Here is a 22,087-nt window from a genome sequence, read left to right on the forward strand (position 1 = left end):
CAACATTACCGAGGTTCACGGGAGCAGGAACAGCGTTGCCAGCCCAAGGAAGATAAAGAAACCGCCGGTATCGGTGATGGCGGTGATCATGACGCTGGAGCCGATGGCCGGATCCCGGCCGAGTTTCATCATGATCAGTGGGATAGCGACGCCCATTAGTGCTGCGAGCAGTAAATTCAGCAGAATCGCCAGCATCATTACGCCGCCCATGGCGGCGCTGCCGTAGAGCAGGAAGGTCACCACGCCCATAATCGTGCCCCATATCACCCCGTTGACCAGCGCGACGCCGAGTTCTTTGAGTAGCAGGTACGATTTTTTACCGTGCTCTAACTGATGCAGCGCCAGCGCGCGAACAATCATGGTGATTGTCTGGTTGCCGGTATTTCCGCCGATTCCGGCGACAATCGGCATGAGCGTCGCCAGCGCCACCAAGTGAGATAAGGTGTGTTCAAACAGGCCGATAACCCGTGAGGCAATGAGCGCCGTACAAAGATTGATAGCCAGCCATGCCCAGCGATTGCGGAACGATTTGTACACGGGGGCATAAACATCTTCAGAGGGCATCAACCCCCCTGAACGCCGTAGGTTGCTGTCGCTTTCCCGGTTCACGACGTCGAGGATATCCTCGATCGTCAGGCGTCCCATGAGTTTTCCTTTGCTATCTACCACGGCGCTGGAGATTAAATCGTAACGTTCAAACGCCCCCGCGGCTTCTTCGACTTTATCTTCAGGTTGGAACCTCAGCGGCTGATCGTCCATGACGTCATTAACCCGTGTCTGAGGTGCGTGGAGCAGAATACTGGCCAACGACAGCTCACCGATCAGCGTGTTCTTGCGATCGGTCACGAACAGTTTGTCGGTCGATTCGGGGATGGTTTTGCGATAGCGCAGATAGCGCTGTACGGCCGCGAGCGTGACATCGGCGCGCACGGTAATGAGCTTGAAATCCATCATATGGCCGAGGCAGTCTTCATCATAATTGATGGCGGCGCGTAGCTGCGCACGCTGCTTCGGCTCAAGCGAGGTCAGTATTCTGCCCAACAGGTGACGAGGAACGAGACGAGAGAGCTGGGCCTGCTCATCAACATCCAAGATCCGAACGGCTCTCAGGATTGCTTTATCCTGCATATCGCCGATCAGGTCGTCGGAAATGCTGTCGGAGGCCTCAATCAACACGCGACCGCGCTTCTCTATGGGGATCAGTCGCCAGAGCGCCAGACGTTCATCCTGCGGTAAAGACTCCAGTAAATCGGCAAGGTCAGCGGCATGCAGCCCGATGATAAGCTCGCTGATTTCTGCGGTTTGGTCGAGCAGAATGCTTTTTTCACGCAGCCCGATTTTGTTACTTAATACGTCGGTGTCGCTTAATGGTGCGCCATCGCGTTCCGTTAAGCGAGGTTGTCGGTTGATGATGTCTTCAACCAGTTCCTTGTTTTCCAACAGCAGAAGGGAGATGCGGCGCCGGAGGTCGGTAAGTTTTTTTACACTCGACATAATGTTTTATGCTCGATCTGTTTTTTATCCGTATTTTATTAAACGTAGCGCAAAATCAGTAGATTAAGAATAGGATTACTGGCGAATCGCACTCTGAACAGCAGGGTGATGGCGTCCTGGTGTGTTTTTTTAGTGTGGATTTCGCCTAATGAATTATTAAATCGTTTGCTATTTAGTTTTTAGCGATATATAGTCAGTTCCAGAAACGTAACAAACACCGATGGCAGAGACGATGAACGACAACGCTTACAAACTGGATGGACAGCTGTGCTTCGCACTGTATTCCGCCAATCTGGCGATGAATAAACTGTATCGCCGTTTGCTGTCTGACTTGAACCTCACCTATCCCCAATATCTGGTTATGCTGGTGCTGTGGGAGCGTGATGGTTTGACGGTGTCTGAATTGGGTGAGCGGCTGTATCTGGATTCCGCCACGCTGACGCCGCTGCTCAAGCGGTTACAAAGCGCAGGCTTAGTGGTGCGTAATCGGGGAACAGAAGATGAGCGTCAGGTGCTGATCGGGTTAACCGAGGCAGGACGGGAACTTCAGCAACAGGCAAGAGCAATTCCTGAAAGCGTGTTTTGCGCGACGGAATGCCATCTCGAACAGTTGCAGACGATCAAAAAAGATTTGGAAACGCTGCGTAATAGCCTGATCGGGCATCTATAAAAGGTGAGTGTTTTCCTGATGTATCGCAATATCGGTTAGACAGCGTCATGCTTTTAACCCTTTATTAAGTGATTTATTTTAAGTAGTTTATTTCAAGTAATTAAGTAGTGAGCGATTTAATTTTTCGCTATTAAATTAAGGCCTCAGCAGTATCTCACTGTATTAGGTCATTCCTTAACGATCTGGAGTCACATTATGTCTATTGAAAAAGTATTATACGTTGCTCATGCTCAAGCTACCGGTGGTCGCGATGGTCGTGCGGTGTCTTCCGATAACGCGGTTGATATTAAATTGACGACCCCGCGTGAGCTGGGTGGGGCAGGCGGTGAGGGGACGAACCCAGAACAGCTGTTCGCCGCTGGCTATTCTGCCTGTTTCCTGGGCGCGATGAAGTTTGTCGGTGTACGTGAGAAAATCGCTGTGCCTGCTAATACCACGGTAAACGGCAGCGTGGGTATCGGTGCCATCCCTACCGGGTTTGGTATTGAAGTCGAACTGAAAATTTCACTGCCGGGTCTGGATCGTGCTGTAGCTGAAGATCTGGTGCAGAAAGCCCATATCGTTTGCCCATACTCCAATGCAACGCGCGGCAACATCGATGTGACTCTGACGATTGTCTAAGTCCTGCTAGCAAGTACAGTGTCGATCAATGAAAAATTGACTGATGAAAACGGTGGCTGCGAAGATTCGCACTGCCGTTTTTTTATTTGCACGGTCTAGTCAGAATGGACAGTGGAGGCAGGAGTAAATAGCAGGCACGAGAATACGAAGGCAGTATGCCTGATGAAGAAAAAGAGAATATAAGGAAAAGGAACCGGTTGGTTAGGCGCTATTCTTTCTGATTGACGAGCACGTTGGTAGGAAGCAGTAATTGTTCCGCACGCTGCTGCTGTTTGTCTTGATGATGGCCAAACGCAGTGATAGTGGAGTAGGCAAAGCGACCTAAAAGAATAATGAAACTGATGAGTAAAACGGCACGAGCGATCCGAGAGCCACTTCGTCGCGGGCGTATCGATAATCGTCGTCTGTGGGTAAGCGTGGACATTACCAGTGAATCCTCTGTGAAAGCGAACATTCGCTGTTGTTTATTTAGGCACAGGCTTTAGGAGAGGTCAATCTGCCGACGTGAAAAAGATGATGGCTGATTCGGTTTTCGCACGTTCGGTACAAGGAAAGAGGGCGGGAGCAAACGCAAAGGGGCGGAAACACAAGGGGACTTAAAGGGCCACCAAAAACCCGCTCAAACAAAAACGGATAAGCGGGTTGTGTGGTGCAAGGGATTACGCCGTGGTATTGACGTTACGCCCAATCGCCGGATTTGCTGGCAGAGGTGGTAATGCCTTCAAAATACCTGCTGCAACAGCTTCTTGGTTATCGAGCGCTTTTTTCATCACTAGTGTACTGGCCTCACTGCTGGTTCGCATGTTGCTGAGGTCGGTCGCGAGTGATGCAATCTGCGATACATCCATTTCACTCTCCTTAATACTGAGTTGGATTGATGTCCGGTATGGAAAGGAAGCGCACCTTTCCGCCGAGGTTGCATGATGTTGGCGAAAATTCTCGCCAGCCATCATTTTGGTATCGGCCCCATCTCTGTAAACTTTACGTTAACCGGGCTTCACCGGCCAGTCTGGTTGCACAATTTTTCGTCACGATACTGTACGGCGTACACTCGGATTACAGACAAAACCCTAGCAATCAGGCTTTTTCTTCCTCAATCATCAGCTTCCAGCCAGTGACGTCCTGCCAATATTCCTGTTCCCGTTCTAAATCCAGTTGTACCAGCGTGTTGTTGGTAAAGAAGTCGTGCGGGAACGTCAGCGTCCAGTAGTTGTCATCGGTATGCAGCCGTAACGATTCCGGCGTTGTCGTCGCCTGACGCTGGTTGTTCAACAGCGTGGCAAGGCGTAAAAGTTGCACTAATGGCAAATACTGTTTCTTTTTGAACAGGTTCAAGCGCGGCAACTCTTCCAGCTTGATCGCTTTACGGTGCAGCCGCACGATCATCGACAGCACAAGCTGTTGTTCCTGATTGAAGCCGGGCAGGTTGGTATTTTGCAGAATGTAGGCGGAATGGCGGTGCATACCGCTATGGTTAATGCCTAACCCGACCTCATGCAGCATGGAAGCCCAGTTTAAGATGGCCTCAAGCTGTGGGTGCATCAGATTGGGATTTTGCTTTGCCCATTGCGCATAAAGCTGCTGCGTGGTTTCCCGCACGCGTCGCGCCTGCTCGCGGTCGATATTGTAATGGGTCGCCAGACTCTGCGCGGTACGGATGCGAATATCCTGATGACGGAAACGGCCTTCCATTTCGTACAGCACGCCTTCACGCAGCGCACCATCGGACAAGCGGAGTTCTTTGATCGCCAGCGCGTCGAAAATACCGCACAGGATAGCCAGACCGGGCACCAGCACCGACTGACGATCTTCGGACAGACCCGGTAGGCTCAGCGACTTGAAATGCTTAAACTGCAAGATCTGCGTGCGTAGCATTTCCAGTCTTTCGGGGGTAATCAGGCCGTCTTTCTCCCCCATCTCCACGAGAATTTCGTGCGTGGCTTTGATCGTTCCAGACGCGCCGAGGGCGAATTTCCATCCGTATATGCGATATTCCCAGGACAGCGTCTCCAGCTTTTGCGCCGCGGCCAGCCGAGCACGCTTGAAGTTGACTTCGCTTATTTCACCGTTCGGGAAAAACTGCTGTGCAAAGCTAACGCAACCCATACGACGGCTTTCCACCAGCATCGGTTCGAAATCTTCACCGATAACCAGCTCTGTAGAACCGCCGCCGATATCGATGACAAGCTTACGGCCTTTTTCCGGCTGCGTATGCTCCACACCCATAAAGATCAGACGAGCTTCTTCGTGGCCGGAAATGATCTCTATCGGATAGGGGATAATATCTGCCGCGCGGCGCAAAAAGTCCTGCGCGTTGACCGCCTGACGCAGCGCATGCGTTCCGACGATGGATACGTTCACGGCGGGGAAGCCTTGCAGGCGTTCAGCAAACAGCGCCAGACAGCTCAGGCCGCGTTGAATGGCCTCTTCGCTGAGCACATTTTTGTTGTCAAGGCCGTCGGCCAGATGGACACGCTGTTTTAAACGCCCCAATACCTGAAGCGCACCGTTTACCACGCGTGCGATCACCATGTGAAAACTATTGGAACCCAGGTCGATGGCCGCGAATTCTTGCGGCTTCATCTCGGTTTTTTCATTGTTCGTTAACGGCATTATTCAGGCTTATCTCCAGGTTGCTCCAACGCCTTGATGTAGTCGTAAATGGCATTTTGCGCGCGTACTTTACGCTTGTTGCCGCGTGATACATAGCGGTTGCTCGATTCTTTATCAACGACACGGGCTTTCACCGTATCGCTGAACAAAATATCCAGCGTTTCCAGCACGCGGTTCTTCAACGTAGGGTCGAGAATTTCCACTGCGACTTCAATGCGATAATCAATGTTGCGTGTCATCCAGTCTGCGGAAGAAAGGTAGACTTTCTTGTCCCCGCCGTTGTTGAAGACATACACCCGATCGTGTTCCAGATAGCGGTCAAGAATACTGATGACCTGAATATTTTCACTGATCCCCGGCAAATTGGGGATCAGTGAGCACATGCCGCGCACCAGCAGATTAATTTTCACACCCGCAGAAGAAGCCTGGTACAGCTTTTCTGCCAGCCCTTTATCCACCAGATTATTTACCTTAAGCGTAATGCCTGCATCACGATTCGCCAGCGCGTTCTCGATCTCGGTATCAATCAGTTGGTAGAGCTTGTCGCGGGAGTTTTGCGGTGACACCAGCAAATGCTCGAAGCTGACCGGACGGTAGGGGTTTTCAATAAAGTTGAAGACGCGGCGTACTTCGTTGGTGATGCGTTCGTCGGCGGTCAGCAGCGAGTAGTCCGTATACAGTCGGGCGGTTTTCTCGTTGAAGTTACCGGTACCGATGTGCGCGTAACGCACGATGTTTTCCCCTTCGCGGCGGGAAATCAGGAACAGTTTGGCGTGAATCTTCAACCCTGGCACCGAGAAAATCACGTGCACGCCGGCTTCCGTTAGGCGCTTGGCCCAATGGATGTTGGCTTCTTCGTCAAAGCGCGCCTGTAGTTCGACCACCACCGTCACTTTCTTTCCGTTGTGCGCCGCATGGATCATTGAATTAATGATGCGCGAGTCTTTGGCGACGCGGTAAATATTGATTTTGATGGACAGCACATTGGGGTCGAAAGAGGCTTGTCGCAGCAGTTCCAATACGTGCTCGAAGGTGTGATACGGGTAATAGAGCAGCACGTCGCGCTCACGGATCGCATCAAACCCATTGCGAAAATGGTTGAATCCGGTGTGTCGCAGACGTGGCAACGGTTTGTTGACCAGATTGGCGCGTCCGACGTTCGGGAAAGAGATAAAGTCTTTGAAATTATGGTAACGCCCGCCAGGAATGACGGAATCGTAGGAAGAGATCCCCAGTTTATCAAGCAGCATAGCGACCATCGCGTCCGGCATGTCGCGCTGATAAACGAATCTCACCGGCTCGGCGGTTAAGCGCTGCTTCAGGCTGGAAGACATCAGTTCCAGCAGGCTGGATTCCATTTCCGTAACCAGATCGTATTCCGCATCGCGCGTCATCTTCATGGAGTACGCGTTCAGCGCATCATAATCGAAGAAGCCCTTGAAGATGTCATCCAGACAGTAGCGCAGAATGTTATCGATGAGGATCATGGTTTTACGACGGCGCGGCGCTTCCGCTGGCAGGTTGACAAAGCGCGGTATTTTATCCGAAGGAATTTCCAGCAGGGCGTAGTTAATCTCATCGCCACGAATAATCTCGACGGCAAGATAGGTATAACTATCCTTCAGGAACTCCACCAGGTTGGTTTCGTCAAAGATCAGTATTGGCGTGATGTGCGGGCGCAGATATTGCCGGAAGTAATCTCTCAGCCACTCTTGTTGATTAGGGGAAACCTGACGTTCATTGACCAGAAAAATCTGGTTACGCGCCATCTCCAGCAGCAGCTCGTTGTACAGGCTGTCAAAGATTTGATCGGTTTTGAGAACACGAGCCTGAATTTTGCCTAAAAGATGCCGTAGATTGCCGTCCAGACCTTGTTCTTCATTAATCAGAATGCGTCTTTTCAAATCGGCAAAACGGACTTTATAAAATTCATCAAGGTTGCTGGAGTAAATGCCCAGAAAGCGCATGCGTTCGATTAACGGATTGCTTTTATCTGCTGCTTCCTGAAGTACTCGTTCATTAAAGGATAACCAACTTAATTCTTTCTCTATGTAGAGTTTGTCCTGACCCATTGTCACTCCGCTCAACTCATGTACTGAAGGTTCATCCAATATTCATACCCTTCCGTTGTGGAGATAGGGTACAACAACATTATGGCGTGTTGATGACGATACCCGTCATATTTCGAGTAGTCAGTGCGTTGGCGACCCTCACTTACCCCAGTCACTTACTCGAGTAAGCTCCTGGGGACTCCCTCGGTTGCCGCCTTCGTACAACTCGAACTATTTAGGGTATAAAATCTAATTCATAGACAGACTTACCATTGTCATATTATGGGCGTAAAGGCAACATATGCTACCCGCAATACGTTAGCAACACGACTCTGGCGGCTTCACTCTAACGGCGAGAATAATGGTAAAAACAGGCAACACATCACAGTATCGGGATCGTCGACGAGCGTGGGTAGATCGTTTGGTTCACCGCATTGTTGCGGGCAGCGGGCTGCTGGTGCTGGCTATGCTGTTGTTAATCTTCTTTTATCTACTGTATGTGGTGACGCCACTGTTCCTTTCTCCCACGGTTAACGGTCAAAAAACGGTGCCGCGCCACGGTGCGGAACCGTCGCTGGCGTTGGGGCTTAGCGACAACGGGCAGATTGGATTTCGTATCGACAGTCAGGGCTATGGGGAGTTTATTCCGTTTGCGGAAAACCAACCGATGTCACGTATCCGGCTGGTTCCTGCACTGAGTTTACTGGCGCAAAGTCAGGGGGAACGACAGACTTATGCCCTGAGCCAGCCTGACGGCCGCTTAGTTTTCGTGCAGCCCGTGTTATCGCGCACGGAAAACCGGTCTCCCGTCTGGGTTTATCCGCTCGGTGAGCAGGCCTATTCGCTTGGGTTGCCTGCGCAACCGTTGCGTCATCTGGCGGTGGCGGCGGTGGACGAAACGCATGCCGTTGTTGCGGCTATCGGGCAAGAAAACGCGTTGATTATTGCCGATGTTGATGAAAACGGCGTACGGCAGCGGGCACAGATTACGCTTCCGACTGGCGCGGTTAGCCAACTGCTGCTGACGCCAGACGGACAGCAGGTCTATTTGCTCAGCGGCAACATATTAACGCTATGGCAGGTGGAGGCGAGCGCGCTGACGCTGCGGGAAGAGCGGCAATTGCCGTTGGCGGAACCGTTGCATCTGGCGCTGTTGTCCGGCGGGCGGTCGTTGCTGGTACAGACCGCCGGCGGGCAGATTAGCCAATGGTTTGAGGTGCCGGGCGAAAAGGGCGCTACGCTGACGGAGATCCGCCAGTTTCCGCACGTGGCAGGGGAATCGGTGCTGTTGGCAACGGAAGCGCAGCGGCGAGTTTTTGCCACATTGAATGCACAGGGTGAACTGTCGCTGTTTGCCAGCAAGCAGTCGCATGCGCTGCTGACGCAGGCGTTACCGGCTCATGCGCAGAGCCTGGCGTTTTCGCCGCATGGATCTGCCATGCTGGTTGAAACGGCGCAGGGGTGGCACCGCTATCAGGTTGATAACCCGTATCCCGATATCGGCTGGCGTGGGCTGTGGCAAAAATTGTGGTATGAGAATTACCCGGAGCCTGCCTATATCTGGCAATCCACGTCTGCGGATGACAGTTATCAGGCCAAATTCAGTATGATGCCGCTGATGCTGGGCACGATGAAAGCGGCGATTTACGCCATGCTGTTTGCCACGCCGCTGGCGCTGTCTGCGGCGATTTATACCGCCTGTTTTATGTCGCCGACGCTGCGACGCTGGATTAAACCCACGCTGGAAATCATGGGCGCGTTGCCAACGGTCGTCGTTGGCTTGATTGCGGCCATCTGGCTGGCTCCGCATTTTGCGACGTATCTGTCCGCTATTCTGGTTATGCCGATTTTATGGATGCTGGCCGTGCTCGGCTGCGGCTGGCTGATTGAATGCTTGCCGACGCGCTGGCGTCTCCGTTTCCCGGCCGGCTGGGACGTACTCTTCCTCATCCCCACGATCCTGCTGACATTTGTCGTTGGCTGTTGGCTTGCGCCACGCATGGAAATCTGGGTGTTAGGACAGCCGCTGTATCAGTGGTTGGGCGATGATTTCGTGCAACGTAATACGCTGGTGGCGGGTGTCGCTCTCGGTTTCGCACTGATTCCGCTGATTTTTTCGCTGGCGGAAGATGCTCTGTTCAGCGTACCGGCTCGTTTAAGCCAGGGATCGCTGGCGTTGGGCGCGACGGCGTGGCAAACCCTGTGGCGCGTCGTGCTGCCGTCCGCCAGCGCCGGGATTTTCGCCGCGCTGATGCTGAGCTTTGGCCGTGCCGTGGGGGAAACCATGATTGTGCTTATGGCGACGGGCAACACGCCAATTATGGATGAAGGCCTGCTTCAGGGCTTACGTTCGCTGGCGGCGAATATTGCCATCGAAATGCCGGAAGCTGTGACGAATAGCGGTCACTATCGGGTGTTGTTTTTAACGGCATTAACGCTGTTTGTTTTCACATTCATCGTGAATACGCTGGCTGAAACTATCCGGCAGCGTTTACGTCAACGCTATCGTGATGAAGGAGAAAACGCGTGAAGCGCTGGTTCCGTTCGGGAAGGCCTTGGGTGTGGCTGACCGCGTCGTCCATTTCCATTAGCCTGCTGGCGATGCTGGCAATCATTGTGCTGCTGGCGGGGCAGGGGATGCGCTACTTGTGGCCGCAGCCTGTCTGGTTGTTGACGTTACAGCCGGAGCAGGGGGAGCAGCGTGCGCTAATGGGGGAAATTTATGCCGAGCAGATGCTTTCACCCCGGCAGTTGGAACAGGCCGGTTTAACCTCTGCGACTGGGGACGCTGAAACACGCTATTTGATCAAAATTGGCCAGCGTGAAATTCATGGTCAGAGCTTTCGTTCGTTGCTGTCACGCGACATAGTCCGTTTTGATAAACCCGCCGACATTCTGGTGTTAAAACGACCCAACAACGGCACTGCCTATGGCTATCTTGCTGGCATGCTAGAGGGGGAACAGCCGCTGGTGGCGATGGATCTCCCCGCGACCTTACAGCATCGCGTCGAGCAGGTGCAGGGGTTGCTCGCGAAGGCGCAGACCATCCGCATGGGGGAGATGGCGAAGATCAACCAGCAGTTTGAAGCGCTACGGCTGGAGGAGAAAAAGCGACAGCAGACCAGAACGCTGGATAATCAGGCGCTGGCCCGTCTTCAGGCTGAACGTATTGAGCTGCAACGTCGCTTCGATGAGCTGTCGCGTCAGTTAACCGCACTCAATCTGGACATTAATCGTGATACCGTGCAGCTACGGGATGCGAACGGCAGCGTTCACCTTATCCCACTCAGGGACATTGAGCAGGCCTGGTACCCGAATGCGATGAACCTGTGGAAAAAAGTCAGCCACTGGGGCGCTCAGGCGAAATATATGCTGGCGCACTACTCACCGGACAGCAACAGCGCAGGCCACCTTTTTCCCGCCATTTTCGGCACCGTTTTGATGGTGGTGCTGATGTCTATTGTGGTGATGCCGTTGGGCGTGATTGCTGCGGTTTATCTGCATGAATACGCAGGGAAAAACAGCCTAACGCGCTGGGTGCGGATTGCCGTGGTCAATCTGGCTGGGGTGCCTTCCATTGTTTACGGCGTGTTTGGGTTAGGTTTTTTTGTTTATCTCATCGGTGGCACGCTGGATCAGCTGTTCTATGCTGAAGCGCTGCCGAATCCGACATTTGGTACGCCGGGGCTGCTGTGGGCATCGCTGACGCTGGCATTGCTGACGCTGCCGGTGGTGATTGTGGCGACGGAGGAAGGGCTATCACGTATCCCGATGTCGGTACGCCACGGCTCACTGGCGTTGGGCGCCACCAAGGCCGAAACGCTGTGGCACGTTGTGCTGCCGATGGCGGTTCCCGCGATGATGACCGGTTTAATCCTCGCGGTGGCGCGTGCCGCAGGGGAAACGGCGCCGCTGATGTTGGTCGGCGTGGTGAAGTCGGTGCCGGTTTTACCGGTTGATGACATTTTCCCTTATCTGCATCTTGAGCGAAAATTTATGCATCTGGGATTCCAGATTTACGATTTGGCGTTCCAAAGCCCGGACGTGGAAGCCGCCAGGCCGCTGGTATACATTACTGCGCTGCTGCTGGTGCTGATTGTCGTCGGGTTGAACCTTGCGGCGATTGGAATCCGCCATGTTCTGCGTGAGAAATATCGTTCGTTATCACTTTGAAAGTAGGATGAAGTTATGGGATTTATGACACAAAAGGAGATGGCACCGCTACCTGATGTTCATCAACTGAGTGATGAACAGACGATGTTAACCGTGGAACATCTGAATCTATACTATGGCAGCAAGCAGGCGCTGAACGATATTTCGATTCGTATTCCGAAGAAGCAGGTCACGGCGCTGATTGGGCCGTCGGGCTGTGGCAAATCCACGCTGTTACGTTGTTTTAATCGTATGAACGATCTGGTCGACAACTGCCGTACCGAGGGCGATATCTGGCTGAACGGCATGCCAATTAACGACCCGCAGTTAGATGTTGCTGTGTTACGCCGCCGGGTCGGTATGGTTTTCCAACGCCCGAATCCGTTTCCTAAATCGATCTATGAAAACGTGATTTATGGCCTGAGATTACAGGGGCTGCGCGATCGCCGCTTTCTGGATGATGCCGTTGAGCGTGCGCTGCGGGCGGCGGCGCTGTGGCATGAAGTAAAAGATCGGCTGAGTGACAACGCGCTGACGCTATCCAGCGGGCAGCAGCAGCGCTTGGTGATCGCCCGGGCGATCGCCATTGAGCCGGAAGTGCTGTTGTTAGATGAGCCGACCTCCGCGCTCGATCCGATTTCGACGCTGATTGTTGAAGAGCTGATGGGAACGTTAAAGCAGCATTTCACGCTGGTGCTGGTGACGCACAACATGCAGCAGGCGGCCCGCGTGTCGGATTACACCGCGTTTATCAATCAGGGTAAGCTAATTGAGTACAACCGTACGGACGATCTGTTTACCTCGCCGACGCAGCGCCGCACCGAGGATTATATTACCGGGCGTTTTGGGTGAAATTTTCATCAAACCGCTGCATTTAAAGAGCTTAAAAAAATTATGGATACCGTTCATCAATTGTCCGTGCCATTTGAAAAATTGATGATAAAATGCGCGCAAATTTTTTGACTCTGGCAAGTGGCGGGTAAGATGAAATTTAGCACCATGAACGAAGGCGAAATTATTACCGAGCTGTGCCGGAGAATAAAAGACGCCAGAATCCAGCAGCGCTTATCGCAGGTTGATCTTGCCGAGAGAGCAGGGCTGGGGATTGCGACGATCAAACGTGCTGAAATGGGCGAATCCATTACGCTCAGCAGCCTGCTTTCCATCCTGCGTGGGTTGAATCGTCTGCACCAGATTGAAGGCGTGCTCTTTGACGCCGAGGTGGAGTCTTTCCATGCGCAGATCAGCGGTGAGAAAAAACAGACGCCGCTGCGTATCAGAAAGAAAGCTGCGGCCTTTCCCGCCAAGGCACTCGCGAAGCATGAAAATATCAAGAAGCCAGCGAACAGCACTGTGGACTGGTACATCGCGGCGGCCGAAAACAATATTGTCTGGTCACTGCCTGAAAGCGATAAAAAATAAAGGGTTAATGCAAATGCATTAACCCCTGCGTATCATCCCCCTGATTGTCGCGTTAATCTGCCTGGCATTTAACGCGACAAGGCCAGTTGTATCATTCGCACAGCACGACTTTAATCGCCAATCCCCCGCGAGACGTTTCACGGTACTTGGCATTCATGTCTTTGCCTGTTTCATACATGGTTTCAATCACCTTATCGAGCGATACGCGTGGTTCGCTGGCGCGGCGCATTGCCATTCTTGCGGCGTTGATGGCTTTCACGGAGGCAATGGCGTTACGTTCGATACACGGCACCTGAACCTGGCCCGCGACCGGATCGCACGTCAGCCCCAGATTGTGCTCCATGCCGATTTCCGCTGCGATGCATACCTGCTCTGGGTTGGCACCGAGGAGTTCTGCCAGACCGGCCGCGGCCATTGAGCAGGCCACGCCAACTTCGCCCTGACAGCCCACTTCAGCCCCGGAAATAGACGCATTCATTTTGTAGAGCATACCGATAGCGCCAGCTGCCAGAAAATAGCGCAGGTAAGATTCCGGCGTGACCGGTTGAACGTAGCGATCGTAATAGGCCAGCACGGCAGGAATAATGCCGCACGCGCCGTTAGTTGGTGCAGTGACCACGCGTCCGCCTGCTGCATTTTCTTCCGACACGGCCATTGCGAACATGTTAACCCAGTCCATCGCATCCATCGGATCGTTAGAAAAACGATCATTGATGAACAGCAGGCGATGCAGCGCTGATGCCCGGCGGGGAACGCGTAACGGGCCGGGCAACACACCTTCCGTATTCATGCCGCGATGCATACAATCCTGCATGGTTTTCCACACGTCGGCAAAATAGTGCTCAAGTGCTTCCCGGCCATGCATCGCAATCTCGTTTTTCAGGACGATAGCGGATAACGACAGGCAGTGATCGTGACAATGTTGCAGCAGCTTCTGGGCAGAAAAGAACGGGTAGGGTGCGCTTTCTTCTGCCAGATTGGGTTTGCCGAAGTTTTCCTGATCGACGACGAATCCGCCCCCGATGGAGTAATACGTTTTGCTATAAACCTGCTCTTGTCCGCTATAGGCGCGAATGGTCATGCCGTTTTCATGCAGCGGCAGGTTCTCCGGTTGGAAACGCAGAGACGTTTCCAGCGGGAAGCTGACCTCATATTGACCGTTGAGTATCGGTAACCGCTGAGTGTCTTTCACCTGTTGAATAAACGCCGGAATGCTATCGATGTTTACGCTATCTGGCAGGTTACCGGCTAGCCCCATAATGATAGCGATATCGGTGTGGTGACCTTTTCCCGTCAGGGAGAGCGAGCCGTAAATATCAACGACGATGGATGTCACCGATGAGATAAGCGCGCGGTTCACCAGATCGTCGGTGAACATTTTGCCCGCTTTCATTGGGCCGACGGTGTGAGAACTGGACGGACCGATGCCGATTTTGAAGATATCAAATACGCTGACCATAGCGATTTCCTTAAAAAAAACGCCGCATACCCGTCATACTTCAAGCCGCATGTGCGTTGGCTTCCCCACTCACCCCAGTCACTTACTTGTGTAAGCTCCTGGGGATTCATGTGGTCGCCGCCTTCCTGCAACTCGAATTATTTAGGGTATGACTAAAAATAACGTATCGGCGTTAAATTAGTGTCGGGGGCTTACAGCAGATCGCGCAGGCTGTAAACGATGGCGGAAATAGCGATCAGTCCCATCAGGGTGACGAAGACGTTACTGATGTGGCCGCTGTATTTCTTCATTGCAGGGACTTTCTGAATAGCATACATCGGCATCAGGAACAGCAGACACGCGATGATCGGGCCGCCCAACGTTTCAATCATGCCCAGAATGCTTGGGTTCAGCGTCGCGACAATCCAGGTCGTGATCAGCATGAACAGCGCAGTGAAGCGGTTCAATTTGGTATGGGAAATGGTTTTGCCTCTGCTGCGCAGGGATTTCACGATCATGCCGTTAAAACCTTCGCCCGCACCCAGATAGTGGCCCAGGAACGATTTAGAGATCGCGATGGTGGCAATAACCGGAGCCATATAACCAATGACCGGGTTGTTAAAGTGGTTCGCCAGATAGGACAGAATGGAAATGTTCTGTGTTTTCGCTTCCATCAACTCAACTGGAGAAAGGCTCAGTACGCAGCTGAAGACGAAGAACATAACGGTCAGGACCATCATGATGTGGCTGTAAGACAGAATGCGTGAGCATTTTTTCTCTGCGTCATCGCCATACTCTTTACGTTTGGCAACGGCAAAGGAGGAGATGATCGGCGAGTGGTTAAAGGAGAAAACCATCACCGGAATAGCCAGCCATAATGTCGCCAACAGACCGTTGCCCGTGACGCTGGAACTCAGAGAAATGTTTTCAAAAACAGAGGTATTCCAGTTCGGAATTAAATAAAGCGCCAGCAACATCAGCACGGCAACAAAAGGATAAACCAGAATGCTCATTGCCTTAACGATCATTGCTTCACCGAAGCGAACAATAAACATTAGCCCGAGAATCAATATTAATGACAGCACGGCACGCGGCGGAGAAGGTAAATGCAATTGGTGAGTAATAAAGCTATCTACCGTATTGGTGATGGCGACGCTATAAACTAACAGGATCGGATAAATAGCGAAAAAATAAAGCAAAGTGATTAATTTACCCGCACCAACACCGAAATGTTCTTCAACAACTTCGGTAATATCTTCGCCACCGTTTTTGCCGGATAATACAAAACGGCATAAAGCACGGTGAGAATAATATGTCATCGGGAAAGCAATCAGCGCCATGATAATTAACGGAATTAAACCACCAATACCCGCGTTGATAGGTAAGAATAACACGCCAGCGCCGATGGCTGTGCCATAGAGGCCCAGCATCCAGACGGTATCGCTTTTACGCCATCCTGAAGTCTGTTCTAACACCTGGCTGCTATCTTGAATTGTGCTCATATACTGATTTCTCCTCGGTGAACACATTAATACCCCGTTGTAAGGGGATTACCACATGATGTGGGGTATAAAAATTACAGTATCGGCAAGTTGCCGTTACAGAGTTTAAAAAACGAACGAGACATGTTGCTAATTATGTCAGTAGGTCAATACTGTTTTGTGGCGGCATTCTATATCGTGGTGGTCAGCGAATAATATTGAGGCGATCACAGAAATGAATTGACGGGAAATATTTTAATAAATTTTCGCGCAAATTAAAATATCAATCTTGATACTTTATTTTAAATATTTTTAACGGCTCGTTATTGATACTTTATTTAATTACCGAGTGATAAAAAATGAACAGTAAATAAAATAAAGGGCAGTAGAAATAATAAACGCAATTTTACTGATGTCACGCGGAATGATGGTTTTTCTCTTTTTGACGATGCAGTATCGCGAGCGTGCTTCCTGCAAACGTATCGAATCGCGTTGTCATTAATAGAGGGGTATTAATAGACGGTTATCCGACAGGCGATAACCTGCCGGATTAATGAGCGCTGACCTGTCAGGCGCTGAGTTTTTCTTCTGCCCACGCCAGACCGCTGTGGTACTCCTCGGGTAAGAGAGGCGCCAGCGATTGCAGCGTGCGTTGCAACTGTGCGGTATCCGAGGACGGTAGATTGAGGTGTCCAACTTTGCGGCCGGGACGAACCTCTTTCTCGTACCAGTGCAGATGTACCAGCGGCAGCGTCAGCCAGTCGACATTCACGTCGGTGCCAATCAGGTTGACCATCACCGAAGGCGTTTCGACGACCGGTACCGGCAGCGGCAGGTCGAGAATAGCGCGCAGATGCAGTTCAAACTGGCTGATCGATGCGCCATTTTGCGTCCAGTGTCCGCTATTGTGTACGCGTGGAGCCAGTTCGTTAATGAGCAGGTGGTCGCCGACGATAAAGCATTCCATCGCCATCACGCCCACATAGCCCAGCGCATTCATAATCGCGGACAACATCTGCTCTGCCTGTTGTTGCAGGTGCGGGTCAGGCTGAGGGAAGGCTACGCTGGTGCGCAGAATGCCATCCTGATGCAGGTTGTGGGTGAGCGGGTAGAACACACATTTGCCGTGCGTATTGCGAGCGCCAACCAGCGAGACTTCGCCAGAAAAATTAATGCCTTGCTCAACGATGCATTCGCCGTAGCAGTCCGTGGGCAGCGTCTGCTGTTCGCCGTCGCGCAAGCGCCATTGTCCGCGACCGTCGTAACCACCAACACGGCGTTTAACGATAGCCAATTCACCCAATGAGGCGAAGACGTGTGGCCATTCATCGGCGCTGGCCAGCAATTGCCAGGGCGCAGTCGCCAGATTCAGCGAGTCCAGCAGCTGTTTTTGTGTCAGGCGATCGGCCAGACGGGGGAAAATATCGCGGTTCGCAAACGCGGTGTGCTCGGCCAATTCACGAGTGAGGGCGGTTTCCGGCCAGCGCTCGATCTCGGCGGTAATCACGCTGTTATGAAACGGTACCGATTCCGGTTCAGCATCCAGCCCCACGGGATAAACGGCGATCCCTAATGGTTCGCCAGCCTGACGCAGCATTCTGCCCAACTGACCATTGCCTAATACACAGACCGGTTTCATGCCTCCTCCCGCGGATCGGGATGAGAGAGTACATCATCGGTTTGCGCCTGACGCCAGTTTGCCAGTCGAGTGGCGATGCCACGATCGTGCAGGGCGAGAATTTGTGCGGCCAGCAGAGCCGCATTCGCTGCGCCCGCTTTGCCAATGGCCAACGTGCCGACTGGAATACCACGAGGCATTTGGACGATAGAATACAGGCTGTCTACACCGCTCAGCGTTGAGCTTTGTACCGGCACGCCAAGCACGGGAACCAGCGTTTTCGCTGCCAGCATCCCCGGCAGGTGTGCTGCACCGCCTGCGCCAGCGATAATCACATCAAAACCATTCTGTGCCGCTTGTTCTGCAAAGCTGAACAGCTTATCCGGCGTCCGGTGTGCGGAAACGACTTCGGTATGAAAAGGAATGTTCAGCGTGGTGAGGATTTCCGCAGCAAACTGCATGGTGGCCCAGTCACTCTTTGAACCCATGACGATGGCAATTTTAGCCGGGGCAACGTTGGATGACATGCCTGTAACGCTCCTGTTGTTGTACCTGTAATTGTACGTGTTCGTGACGCGTTCGCGTCGGCCAGACAGGGAGGGTCTGACGTTGAGGGCGTAGAGCATATCACGCCATTATGGCGAGGAAAACGGTTGCGTATGCGGAAATACTGGGGGAATGAGGTGAGAGGCCGTTAAGTCAATGGCTGGAAACGCATTAAAATGGGAAGGAAATCAGTTCGATATTTTGTGGCGTGACCTTAATCATCGACCCTTCTTTATGCCAGGCACCCAGAACAGCGCGACGGCCATAAGATTCGCCGAGATTGACCTGATGAATGGCGGGGCGGTGTGTGTGGCCATGGATCATCGTCTTCACCTGATAATGCCGGAGGCGTTCAAGCACGGCATCGTGATTAACATCCATAATCTGCTGCGATTTTTTCTGGTTTTCCTGCTGGCTGGTCGCACGCATCTTCGCCGCGATTTTCACGCGTGATGACAGCGGTAATAGCAGAAAGAGTCGCTGAATGAACGGGTTGTGGACCCGGCGACGGAATTGCTGGTAGTGATGATCGTCGGTACACAGCGTATCGCCATGCAGAATAAGGATCTTCTGGCCGTAGAGATCGAGCACTGTTTCCGTTGGCAGCAGCGTCATCCCACTTTGTTTGGCGAAACGCTTACCGATCAGGAAATCACGGTTGCCGTGCACGAAATAGCAGGGAATGCCGCGCTGATGTAAGGCATACAGTTCCTCGGCGACAGTCGCATGCAATGGCTGGGGATCGTCGTCACCAATCCAGGCATCGAACAGATCGCCAAGAATGTACAGCGCATCGGCATGAATCGCATCATGGCGTAAAAAACGCAGAAAACCGGCGGTAATCGCCGGTTCATGAATACTTAAATGCAGATCGGCAATGAACAGCGTTGCCATGCAGGTCGGATTATTCGCTGACCGTTACGTGGGTAATTACCACGTCTTCTTTCGGTACGTCCTGATGCATGCCGCTGCGGCCAGTAGCTACGCCTTTGATTTTATCAACGACGTCCATACCTTCGGTGACTTCAGCGAAAACGCAGTAGCCCCAGCCATCAGCACGCTCTGAACGGAAGTTCAGGAAATCGTTATCAACAACGTTGATAAAGAACTGGGCAGTGGCAGAATGCGGATCGTTAGTACGAGCCATTGCCAGCGTGCCACGCGCGTTTTTCAGGCCGTTGTTGGCTTCATTTTTGATTGTCGCGTTGGTTTCTTTTTGATCCATACCGGGAGCGAAGCCGCCGCCCTGGATCATGAAACCATTAATCACACGGTGGAAAATCGTGTTGTCATAAAAACCGCTGCGGCAGTAGTTCAGGAAATTTTCTACGGTAACCGGCGCCTTGTCTGCAAACGTATTAATAACGATATCGCCGTGGTTGGTATGAAGCGTAATCATAATAATGAACCCTAGATAGCCTTAGTGATTAAGAGTGCTGTTCACAAAAGGCGGTGAACAGCAAGAGCGCTGTTATAGCATAACTGGTCGATTGAGTCAGTACTTCGCGCTTACTGCACCGCTATTGGCGGTTTGATGGATGAGAAAATCGTATAAAAAGGTTTACTACTCTGATTTTGGTAGGCGTCAAATAATATGTGCGCTGAAGAATAGTGCGCAATAAGGCGTTAATCAGGCAATAGGGACTTTTAAAAACAAATAAATTGATCAAAATATAAGATAATAGTTAATTAATTTGAATAAGATTTTTATTGCCCCAGATCAATGTTTTGCGTAATCAACGTGTTCTTTTTTTTCCGCTCAGATTAATCTGAGAGTAATTCTTATTCCTCATAAATAACTCTAAAGAGATAGGTGAACTATGCTGGGTATTCTGGATAGTGTTAATCGTTTATTAGACAAACCGGATTTTGGCAAACTGTTTTTGCGCGTATCTTTCAGCGTGTTGATGCTGTTCCACGGTTGGCACAAACTACACGGTGGCATTGGTTTTATTGAAGGAATGCTGACTAATGCTGGGCTCCCTGCGTTTGTAGGCTACGGTGTTTATATCGGGGAAGTGATCATTCCGATCATGATGATACTCGGCATCTTGACGCGGCCTGCCGCGCTGATCTTCTCTTTCACCATGCTTGTTGCTGCATTGCTGGTGCATTCTGGTGACTTCCTTTCTCTGGAAAAAACCGGCGCATGGGCAGTTGAAGGTGCTGCGGTGTTCTTCTTTGCGGGTATCGCGATTGCTTTTCTCGGCAGCGGAAAATACTCTGTGATGTCGAATCCACGCTTGCGCTGAGTGTTTTTTCGCCAGCACGTCGATTGTGTGAAATGGCCCGGATTTTCCGGGCCATTTCATTTTTATCCTTTCCTACCTTTCCCTTTTCTTATTAACCTTGCAATACAGTAGGGTTCAGGTTTCAATACGCCGTTGGGTATCAACCCTGAACGCATTGATGTTACTGACGCTAGCCGCGTCTGTGATTGACCTATCGTGTGAACGCTATACTTTTTGAACATTGTGTCGAATGTCGTGCGTTTGTGAAAACCATTTCTTTGAAACCATTTTTTTGTGAAAACCATTTTTTATAAAAACACTGGAACGCCCTGATGCTAAAGATTTTTAATACGCTGAGTCGCCAAAAAGAGGAATTTAAACCCATCCACGCCGGTCAGGTGGGAATGTATGTGTGTGGCATCACCGTTTATGACCTGTGTCATATCGGTCACGGGCGTACTTTCGTGGCGTTTGATGTGGTGGCGCGGTATTTGCGGTATCTGGGATATTCACTGAAATACGTGCGTAATGTCACCGATATTGACGACAAAATTATCAAACGTGCGGCCGAAAACGGGGAAACTAGCGACCAACTGACGACCCGTATGATTGCAGAGATGCACGCCGATTTTGATGCGTTGAATATTCTGCGCCCGGATGCCGAGCCGCGTGCGACGCACCATATTGCCGATATCATCGAAATGGTAGAAACGCTGATTGCCCGTCGCCACGCTTATGTTGCGAGTAATGGCGATGTGATGTTCTCCGTTGATACCGCGCCGGGCTATGGTGTGCTGTCTCGTCAGGATCTGGAGCAATTGCAGGCTGGTGCGCGCGTTGAAATTACCGAAGTGAAGCGTAACCCGATGGACTTCGTATTGTGGAAAATGTCCAAGCCGGGTGAACCGCACTGGTCTTCTCCGTGGGGAGAAGGGCGCCCTGGCTGGCATATCGAATGTTCTGCCATGAACTGCAAACAGCTGGGCACGCATTTTGATATCCACGGCGGCGGTTCCGATTTGATGTTCCCGCACCACGAAAACGAGATCGCGCAGTCCAGCTGTGCACACGATGGCTCGTATGTGAATTACTGGATGCACTCCGGCATGGTGATGGTTGACCGCGAGAAGATGTCAAAGTCGCTCAACAATTTCTTCACCGTTCGCGACGTGCTGGCGTACTACGATCCGGAAACGGTGCGTTACTTCCTGATGTCAGGCCACTACCGTAGCCAGTTGAACTACAGCGAAGACAACCTGAAACAGGCGCGTGCGGCGTTAGAACGTCTTTACACGGCGCTGCGTGGAACGGATCCTGATGTTGCGGCGCAGGGTGGTGACGAGTTTGAAGCCCGTTTCCGCGAAGCGATGGACGACGATTTCAACACGCCGGAAGCTTACTCTGTGCTGTTTGATATGGCGCGTGAAGTTAACCGCCTGAAAACGGAAGACGTGCAGGCGGCGAATCAACTGGCGTCGGCACTGCGTAAACTGTCCGGCGTGCTTGGCCTGCTGGAACAGGATCCTGAGCAGTTCCTGCAAAATGGCGCACAGGTGGATAACGACGAAGTGAAAGAAATCGAAGCGTTAATCCAGCAGCGTAAAGATGCGCGTGCGGCGAAAGACTGGGCGCTGGCGGATCAGGCTCGCGATCGATTGAATGAAATGGGGATCGTACTGGAAGACGGCCCGCAGGGAACGATCTGGCGCCGTAAGTAATCTTCTCTTTCGATAAATAAAAAGCCCGCAAA

The 22,087-nt window shown here is 51.8% G+C and carries 18 protein-coding genes; 8 read left to right on the top strand and 10 right to left on the bottom strand.

The window, feature by feature from the left end; genetic code table 11:
• Positions 1-15: 15 nt before the first annotated feature.
• Positions 16-1,494 carry a magnesium transporter gene (gene mgtE, locus WCT94_RS18400; RefSeq protein WP_336870932.1) on the bottom strand — a complete coding sequence of 493 codons (1,479 nt, stop codon included), beginning with the start codon at positions 1,492-1,494 and terminating at the stop codon, positions 16-18.
• 220 nt (positions 1,495-1,714) lie between these two features.
• Here mgtE and WCT94_RS18405 point away from each other — a divergent pair, with 220 nt between their 5' ends.
• Entirely contained in the window at positions 1,715-2,164 is a 450-nt protein-coding gene (locus WCT94_RS18405) for a MarR family winged helix-turn-helix transcriptional regulator (RefSeq protein ID WP_336870934.1), read from the top strand.
• A 195-nt stretch (positions 2,165-2,359) separates the two neighbouring features.
• Entirely contained in the window at positions 2,360-2,785 is a 426-nt protein-coding gene (locus WCT94_RS18410) for an organic hydroperoxide resistance protein (protein ID WP_336870935.1), read from the top strand.
• A 659-nt stretch (positions 2,786-3,444) separates the two neighbouring features.
• On the opposite strand, the gene WCT94_RS18420 is transcribed toward WCT94_RS18410, so the two are convergent.
• The 3 genes from WCT94_RS18420 to ppk1 all read right to left on the bottom strand — a co-directional run bounded on the left by WCT94_RS18420 (position 3,445) and on the right by ppk1 (position 7,470).
• Positions 3,445-3,633 carry a YjfB family protein gene (locus WCT94_RS18420; RefSeq protein ID WP_205566340.1) on the bottom strand — a complete coding sequence of 63 codons (189 nt, stop codon included), beginning with the start codon at positions 3,631-3,633 and terminating at the stop codon, positions 3,445-3,447.
• Positions 3,634-3,862: 229 nt separating this feature from the next.
• Positions 3,863-5,398 carry an exopolyphosphatase gene (gene ppx / locus WCT94_RS18425; RefSeq protein WP_336870941.1) on the bottom strand — a complete coding sequence of 512 codons (1,536 nt, stop codon included), beginning with the start codon at positions 5,396-5,398 and terminating at the stop codon, positions 3,863-3,865.
• Positions 5,398-7,470 carry a polyphosphate kinase 1 gene (gene ppk1 / locus WCT94_RS18430; RefSeq protein ID WP_336870943.1) on the bottom strand — a complete coding sequence of 691 codons (2,073 nt, stop codon included), beginning with the start codon at positions 7,468-7,470 and terminating at the stop codon, positions 5,398-5,400. Before ppk1 ends, ppx begins: the two co-directional genes overlap by 1 nt.
• 340 nt (positions 7,471-7,810) lie before the next feature.
• Here ppk1 and WCT94_RS18435 point away from each other — a divergent pair, with 340 nt between their 5' ends.
• The 4 genes from WCT94_RS18435 (at position 7,811) to WCT94_RS18450 (ending at position 13,023) form a co-directional block, all read left to right on the top strand.
• Positions 7,811-9,979: an ABC transporter permease subunit gene (locus WCT94_RS18435; protein ID WP_336870946.1), complete on the top strand. Its 2,169-nt coding sequence runs from the start codon at positions 7,811-7,813 to the stop codon at positions 9,977-9,979.
• Positions 9,976-11,622, top strand: coding sequence for a phosphate ABC transporter permease PstA (gene pstA / locus WCT94_RS18440; protein ID WP_336870949.1), 1,647 nt, complete (start codon positions 9,976-9,978; stop codon positions 11,620-11,622). Before WCT94_RS18435 ends, pstA begins: the two co-directional genes overlap by 4 nt.
• Before the next feature lie 15 nt (positions 11,623-11,637).
• On the top strand, positions 11,638-12,453 hold the full coding sequence (pstB, locus tag WCT94_RS18445) for a phosphate ABC transporter ATP-binding protein PstB (protein WP_336870950.1): 816 nt from the start codon (positions 11,638-11,640) through the stop codon (positions 12,451-12,453).
• Positions 12,454-12,585: 132 nt separating this feature from the next.
• Positions 12,586-13,023, top strand: coding sequence for a helix-turn-helix domain-containing protein (locus WCT94_RS18450; RefSeq protein ID WP_319848459.1), 438 nt, complete (start codon positions 12,586-12,588; stop codon positions 13,021-13,023).
• 91 nt (positions 13,024-13,114) lie between these two features.
• Here the strand turns inward: WCT94_RS18450 and WCT94_RS18455 are convergent, their stop codons facing one another.
• The 6 genes from WCT94_RS18455 to ppiB form a co-directional block, all read right to left on the bottom strand.
• The gene (locus WCT94_RS18455) at positions 13,115-14,482 is read right to left on the bottom strand and encodes an L-serine ammonia-lyase (protein ID WP_336870953.1); all 1,368 of its coding nucleotides are present in this window, start codon (positions 14,480-14,482) and stop codon (positions 13,115-13,117) included.
• Between the two features lie 191 nt (positions 14,483-14,673).
• Entirely contained in the window at positions 14,674-15,963 is a 1,290-nt protein-coding gene (locus tag WCT94_RS18460) for an HAAAP family serine/threonine permease (RefSeq protein ID WP_336870955.1), read from the bottom strand.
• Between the two features lie 547 nt (positions 15,964-16,510).
• Positions 16,511-17,581 carry a 5-(carboxyamino)imidazole ribonucleotide synthase gene (gene purK, locus WCT94_RS18465; protein ID WP_336870956.1) on the bottom strand — a complete coding sequence of 357 codons (1,071 nt, stop codon included), beginning with the start codon at positions 17,579-17,581 and terminating at the stop codon, positions 16,511-16,513.
• Complete coding sequence (gene purE / locus WCT94_RS18470) at positions 17,578-18,087, bottom strand: 5-(carboxyamino)imidazole ribonucleotide mutase (protein ID WP_336870959.1); 510 nt, start codon at positions 18,085-18,087, stop codon at positions 17,578-17,580. Before purE ends, purK begins: the two co-directional genes overlap by 4 nt.
• Positions 18,088-18,277: 190 nt before the next feature.
• Positions 18,278-19,000 (bottom strand): UDP-2,3-diacylglucosamine diphosphatase, encoded by a 723-nt coding sequence (gene lpxH, locus WCT94_RS18475; protein WP_336870961.1) that lies wholly within the window; start codon positions 18,998-19,000, stop codon positions 18,278-18,280.
• Positions 19,001-19,010: 10 nt separating this feature from the next.
• On the bottom strand, positions 19,011-19,505 hold the full coding sequence (ppiB, locus tag WCT94_RS18480) for a peptidylprolyl isomerase B (RefSeq protein ID WP_180741836.1): 495 nt from the start codon (positions 19,503-19,505) through the stop codon (positions 19,011-19,013).
• A gap of 421 nt (positions 19,506-19,926) precedes the next feature.
• On the opposite strand from ppiB, the gene WCT94_RS18485 reads away from it, so the two are divergent.
• Positions 19,927-20,358 (top strand): DoxX family protein, encoded by a 432-nt coding sequence (locus WCT94_RS18485; protein WP_015841113.1) that lies wholly within the window; start codon positions 19,927-19,929, stop codon positions 20,356-20,358.
• 311 nt (positions 20,359-20,669) lie between these two features.
• A complete protein-coding gene (gene cysS / locus WCT94_RS18490) occupies positions 20,670-22,055 on the top strand; it encodes a cysteine--tRNA ligase (protein WP_336870962.1) in 1,386 nt (461 codons plus the stop codon).
• Positions 22,056-22,087 lie beyond the last annotated feature (32 nt).

Source organism: Pectobacterium sp. 1950-15 (assembly GCF_037136835.1).
In the GTDB taxonomy this organism is placed as follows: Bacteria; Pseudomonadota; Gammaproteobacteria; order Enterobacterales; family Enterobacteriaceae; genus Pectobacterium.

Excerpts from the sequence above, each read along its gene's own strand:
- mgtE (WP_336870932.1), bottom strand. The coding sequence starts at position 1,494 with ATGTCGAGTGTAAAAAAACTTACCGACCTCCGGCGCCGCATCTCCCTT.
- WCT94_RS18405 (WP_336870934.1), top strand. The coding sequence starts at position 1,715 with ATGGCAGAGACGATGAACGACAACGCTTACAAACTGGATGGACAGCTG.
- WCT94_RS18410 (WP_336870935.1), top strand. The coding sequence starts at position 2,360 with ATGTCTATTGAAAAAGTATTATACGTTGCTCATGCTCAAGCTACCGGT.
- WCT94_RS18420 (WP_205566340.1), bottom strand. The coding sequence starts at position 3,633 with ATGGATGTATCGCAGATTGCATCACTCGCGACCGACCTCAGCAACATG.
- ppx (WP_336870941.1), bottom strand. The coding sequence starts at position 5,398 with ATGCCGTTAACGAACAATGAAAAAACCGAGATGAAGCCGCAAGAATTC.
- ppk1 (WP_336870943.1), bottom strand. The coding sequence starts at position 7,470 with ATGGGTCAGGACAAACTCTACATAGAGAAAGAATTAAGTTGGTTATCC.
- WCT94_RS18435 (WP_336870946.1), top strand. The coding sequence starts at position 7,811 with ATGGTAAAAACAGGCAACACATCACAGTATCGGGATCGTCGACGAGCG.
- pstB (WP_336870950.1), top strand. The coding sequence starts at position 11,638 with ATGGGATTTATGACACAAAAGGAGATGGCACCGCTACCTGATGTTCAT.
- WCT94_RS18450 (WP_319848459.1), top strand. The coding sequence starts at position 12,586 with ATGAAATTTAGCACCATGAACGAAGGCGAAATTATTACCGAGCTGTGC.
- WCT94_RS18455 (WP_336870953.1), bottom strand. The coding sequence starts at position 14,482 with ATGGTCAGCGTATTTGATATCTTCAAAATCGGCATCGGTCCGTCCAGT.
- WCT94_RS18460 (WP_336870955.1), bottom strand. The coding sequence starts at position 15,963 with ATGAGCACAATTCAAGATAGCAGCCAGGTGTTAGAACAGACTTCAGGA.
- purK (WP_336870956.1), bottom strand. The coding sequence starts at position 17,581 with ATGAAACCGGTCTGTGTATTAGGCAATGGTCAGTTGGGCAGAATGCTG.
- purE (WP_336870959.1), bottom strand. The coding sequence starts at position 18,087 with ATGTCATCCAACGTTGCCCCGGCTAAAATTGCCATCGTCATGGGTTCA.
- lpxH (WP_336870961.1), bottom strand. The coding sequence starts at position 19,000 with ATGGCAACGCTGTTCATTGCCGATCTGCATTTAAGTATTCATGAACCG.
- ppiB (WP_180741836.1), bottom strand. The coding sequence starts at position 19,505 with ATGATTACGCTTCATACCAACCACGGCGATATCGTTATTAATACGTTT.
- WCT94_RS18485 (WP_015841113.1), top strand. The coding sequence starts at position 19,927 with ATGCTGGGTATTCTGGATAGTGTTAATCGTTTATTAGACAAACCGGAT.
- cysS (WP_336870962.1), top strand. The coding sequence starts at position 20,670 with ATGCTAAAGATTTTTAATACGCTGAGTCGCCAAAAAGAGGAATTTAAA.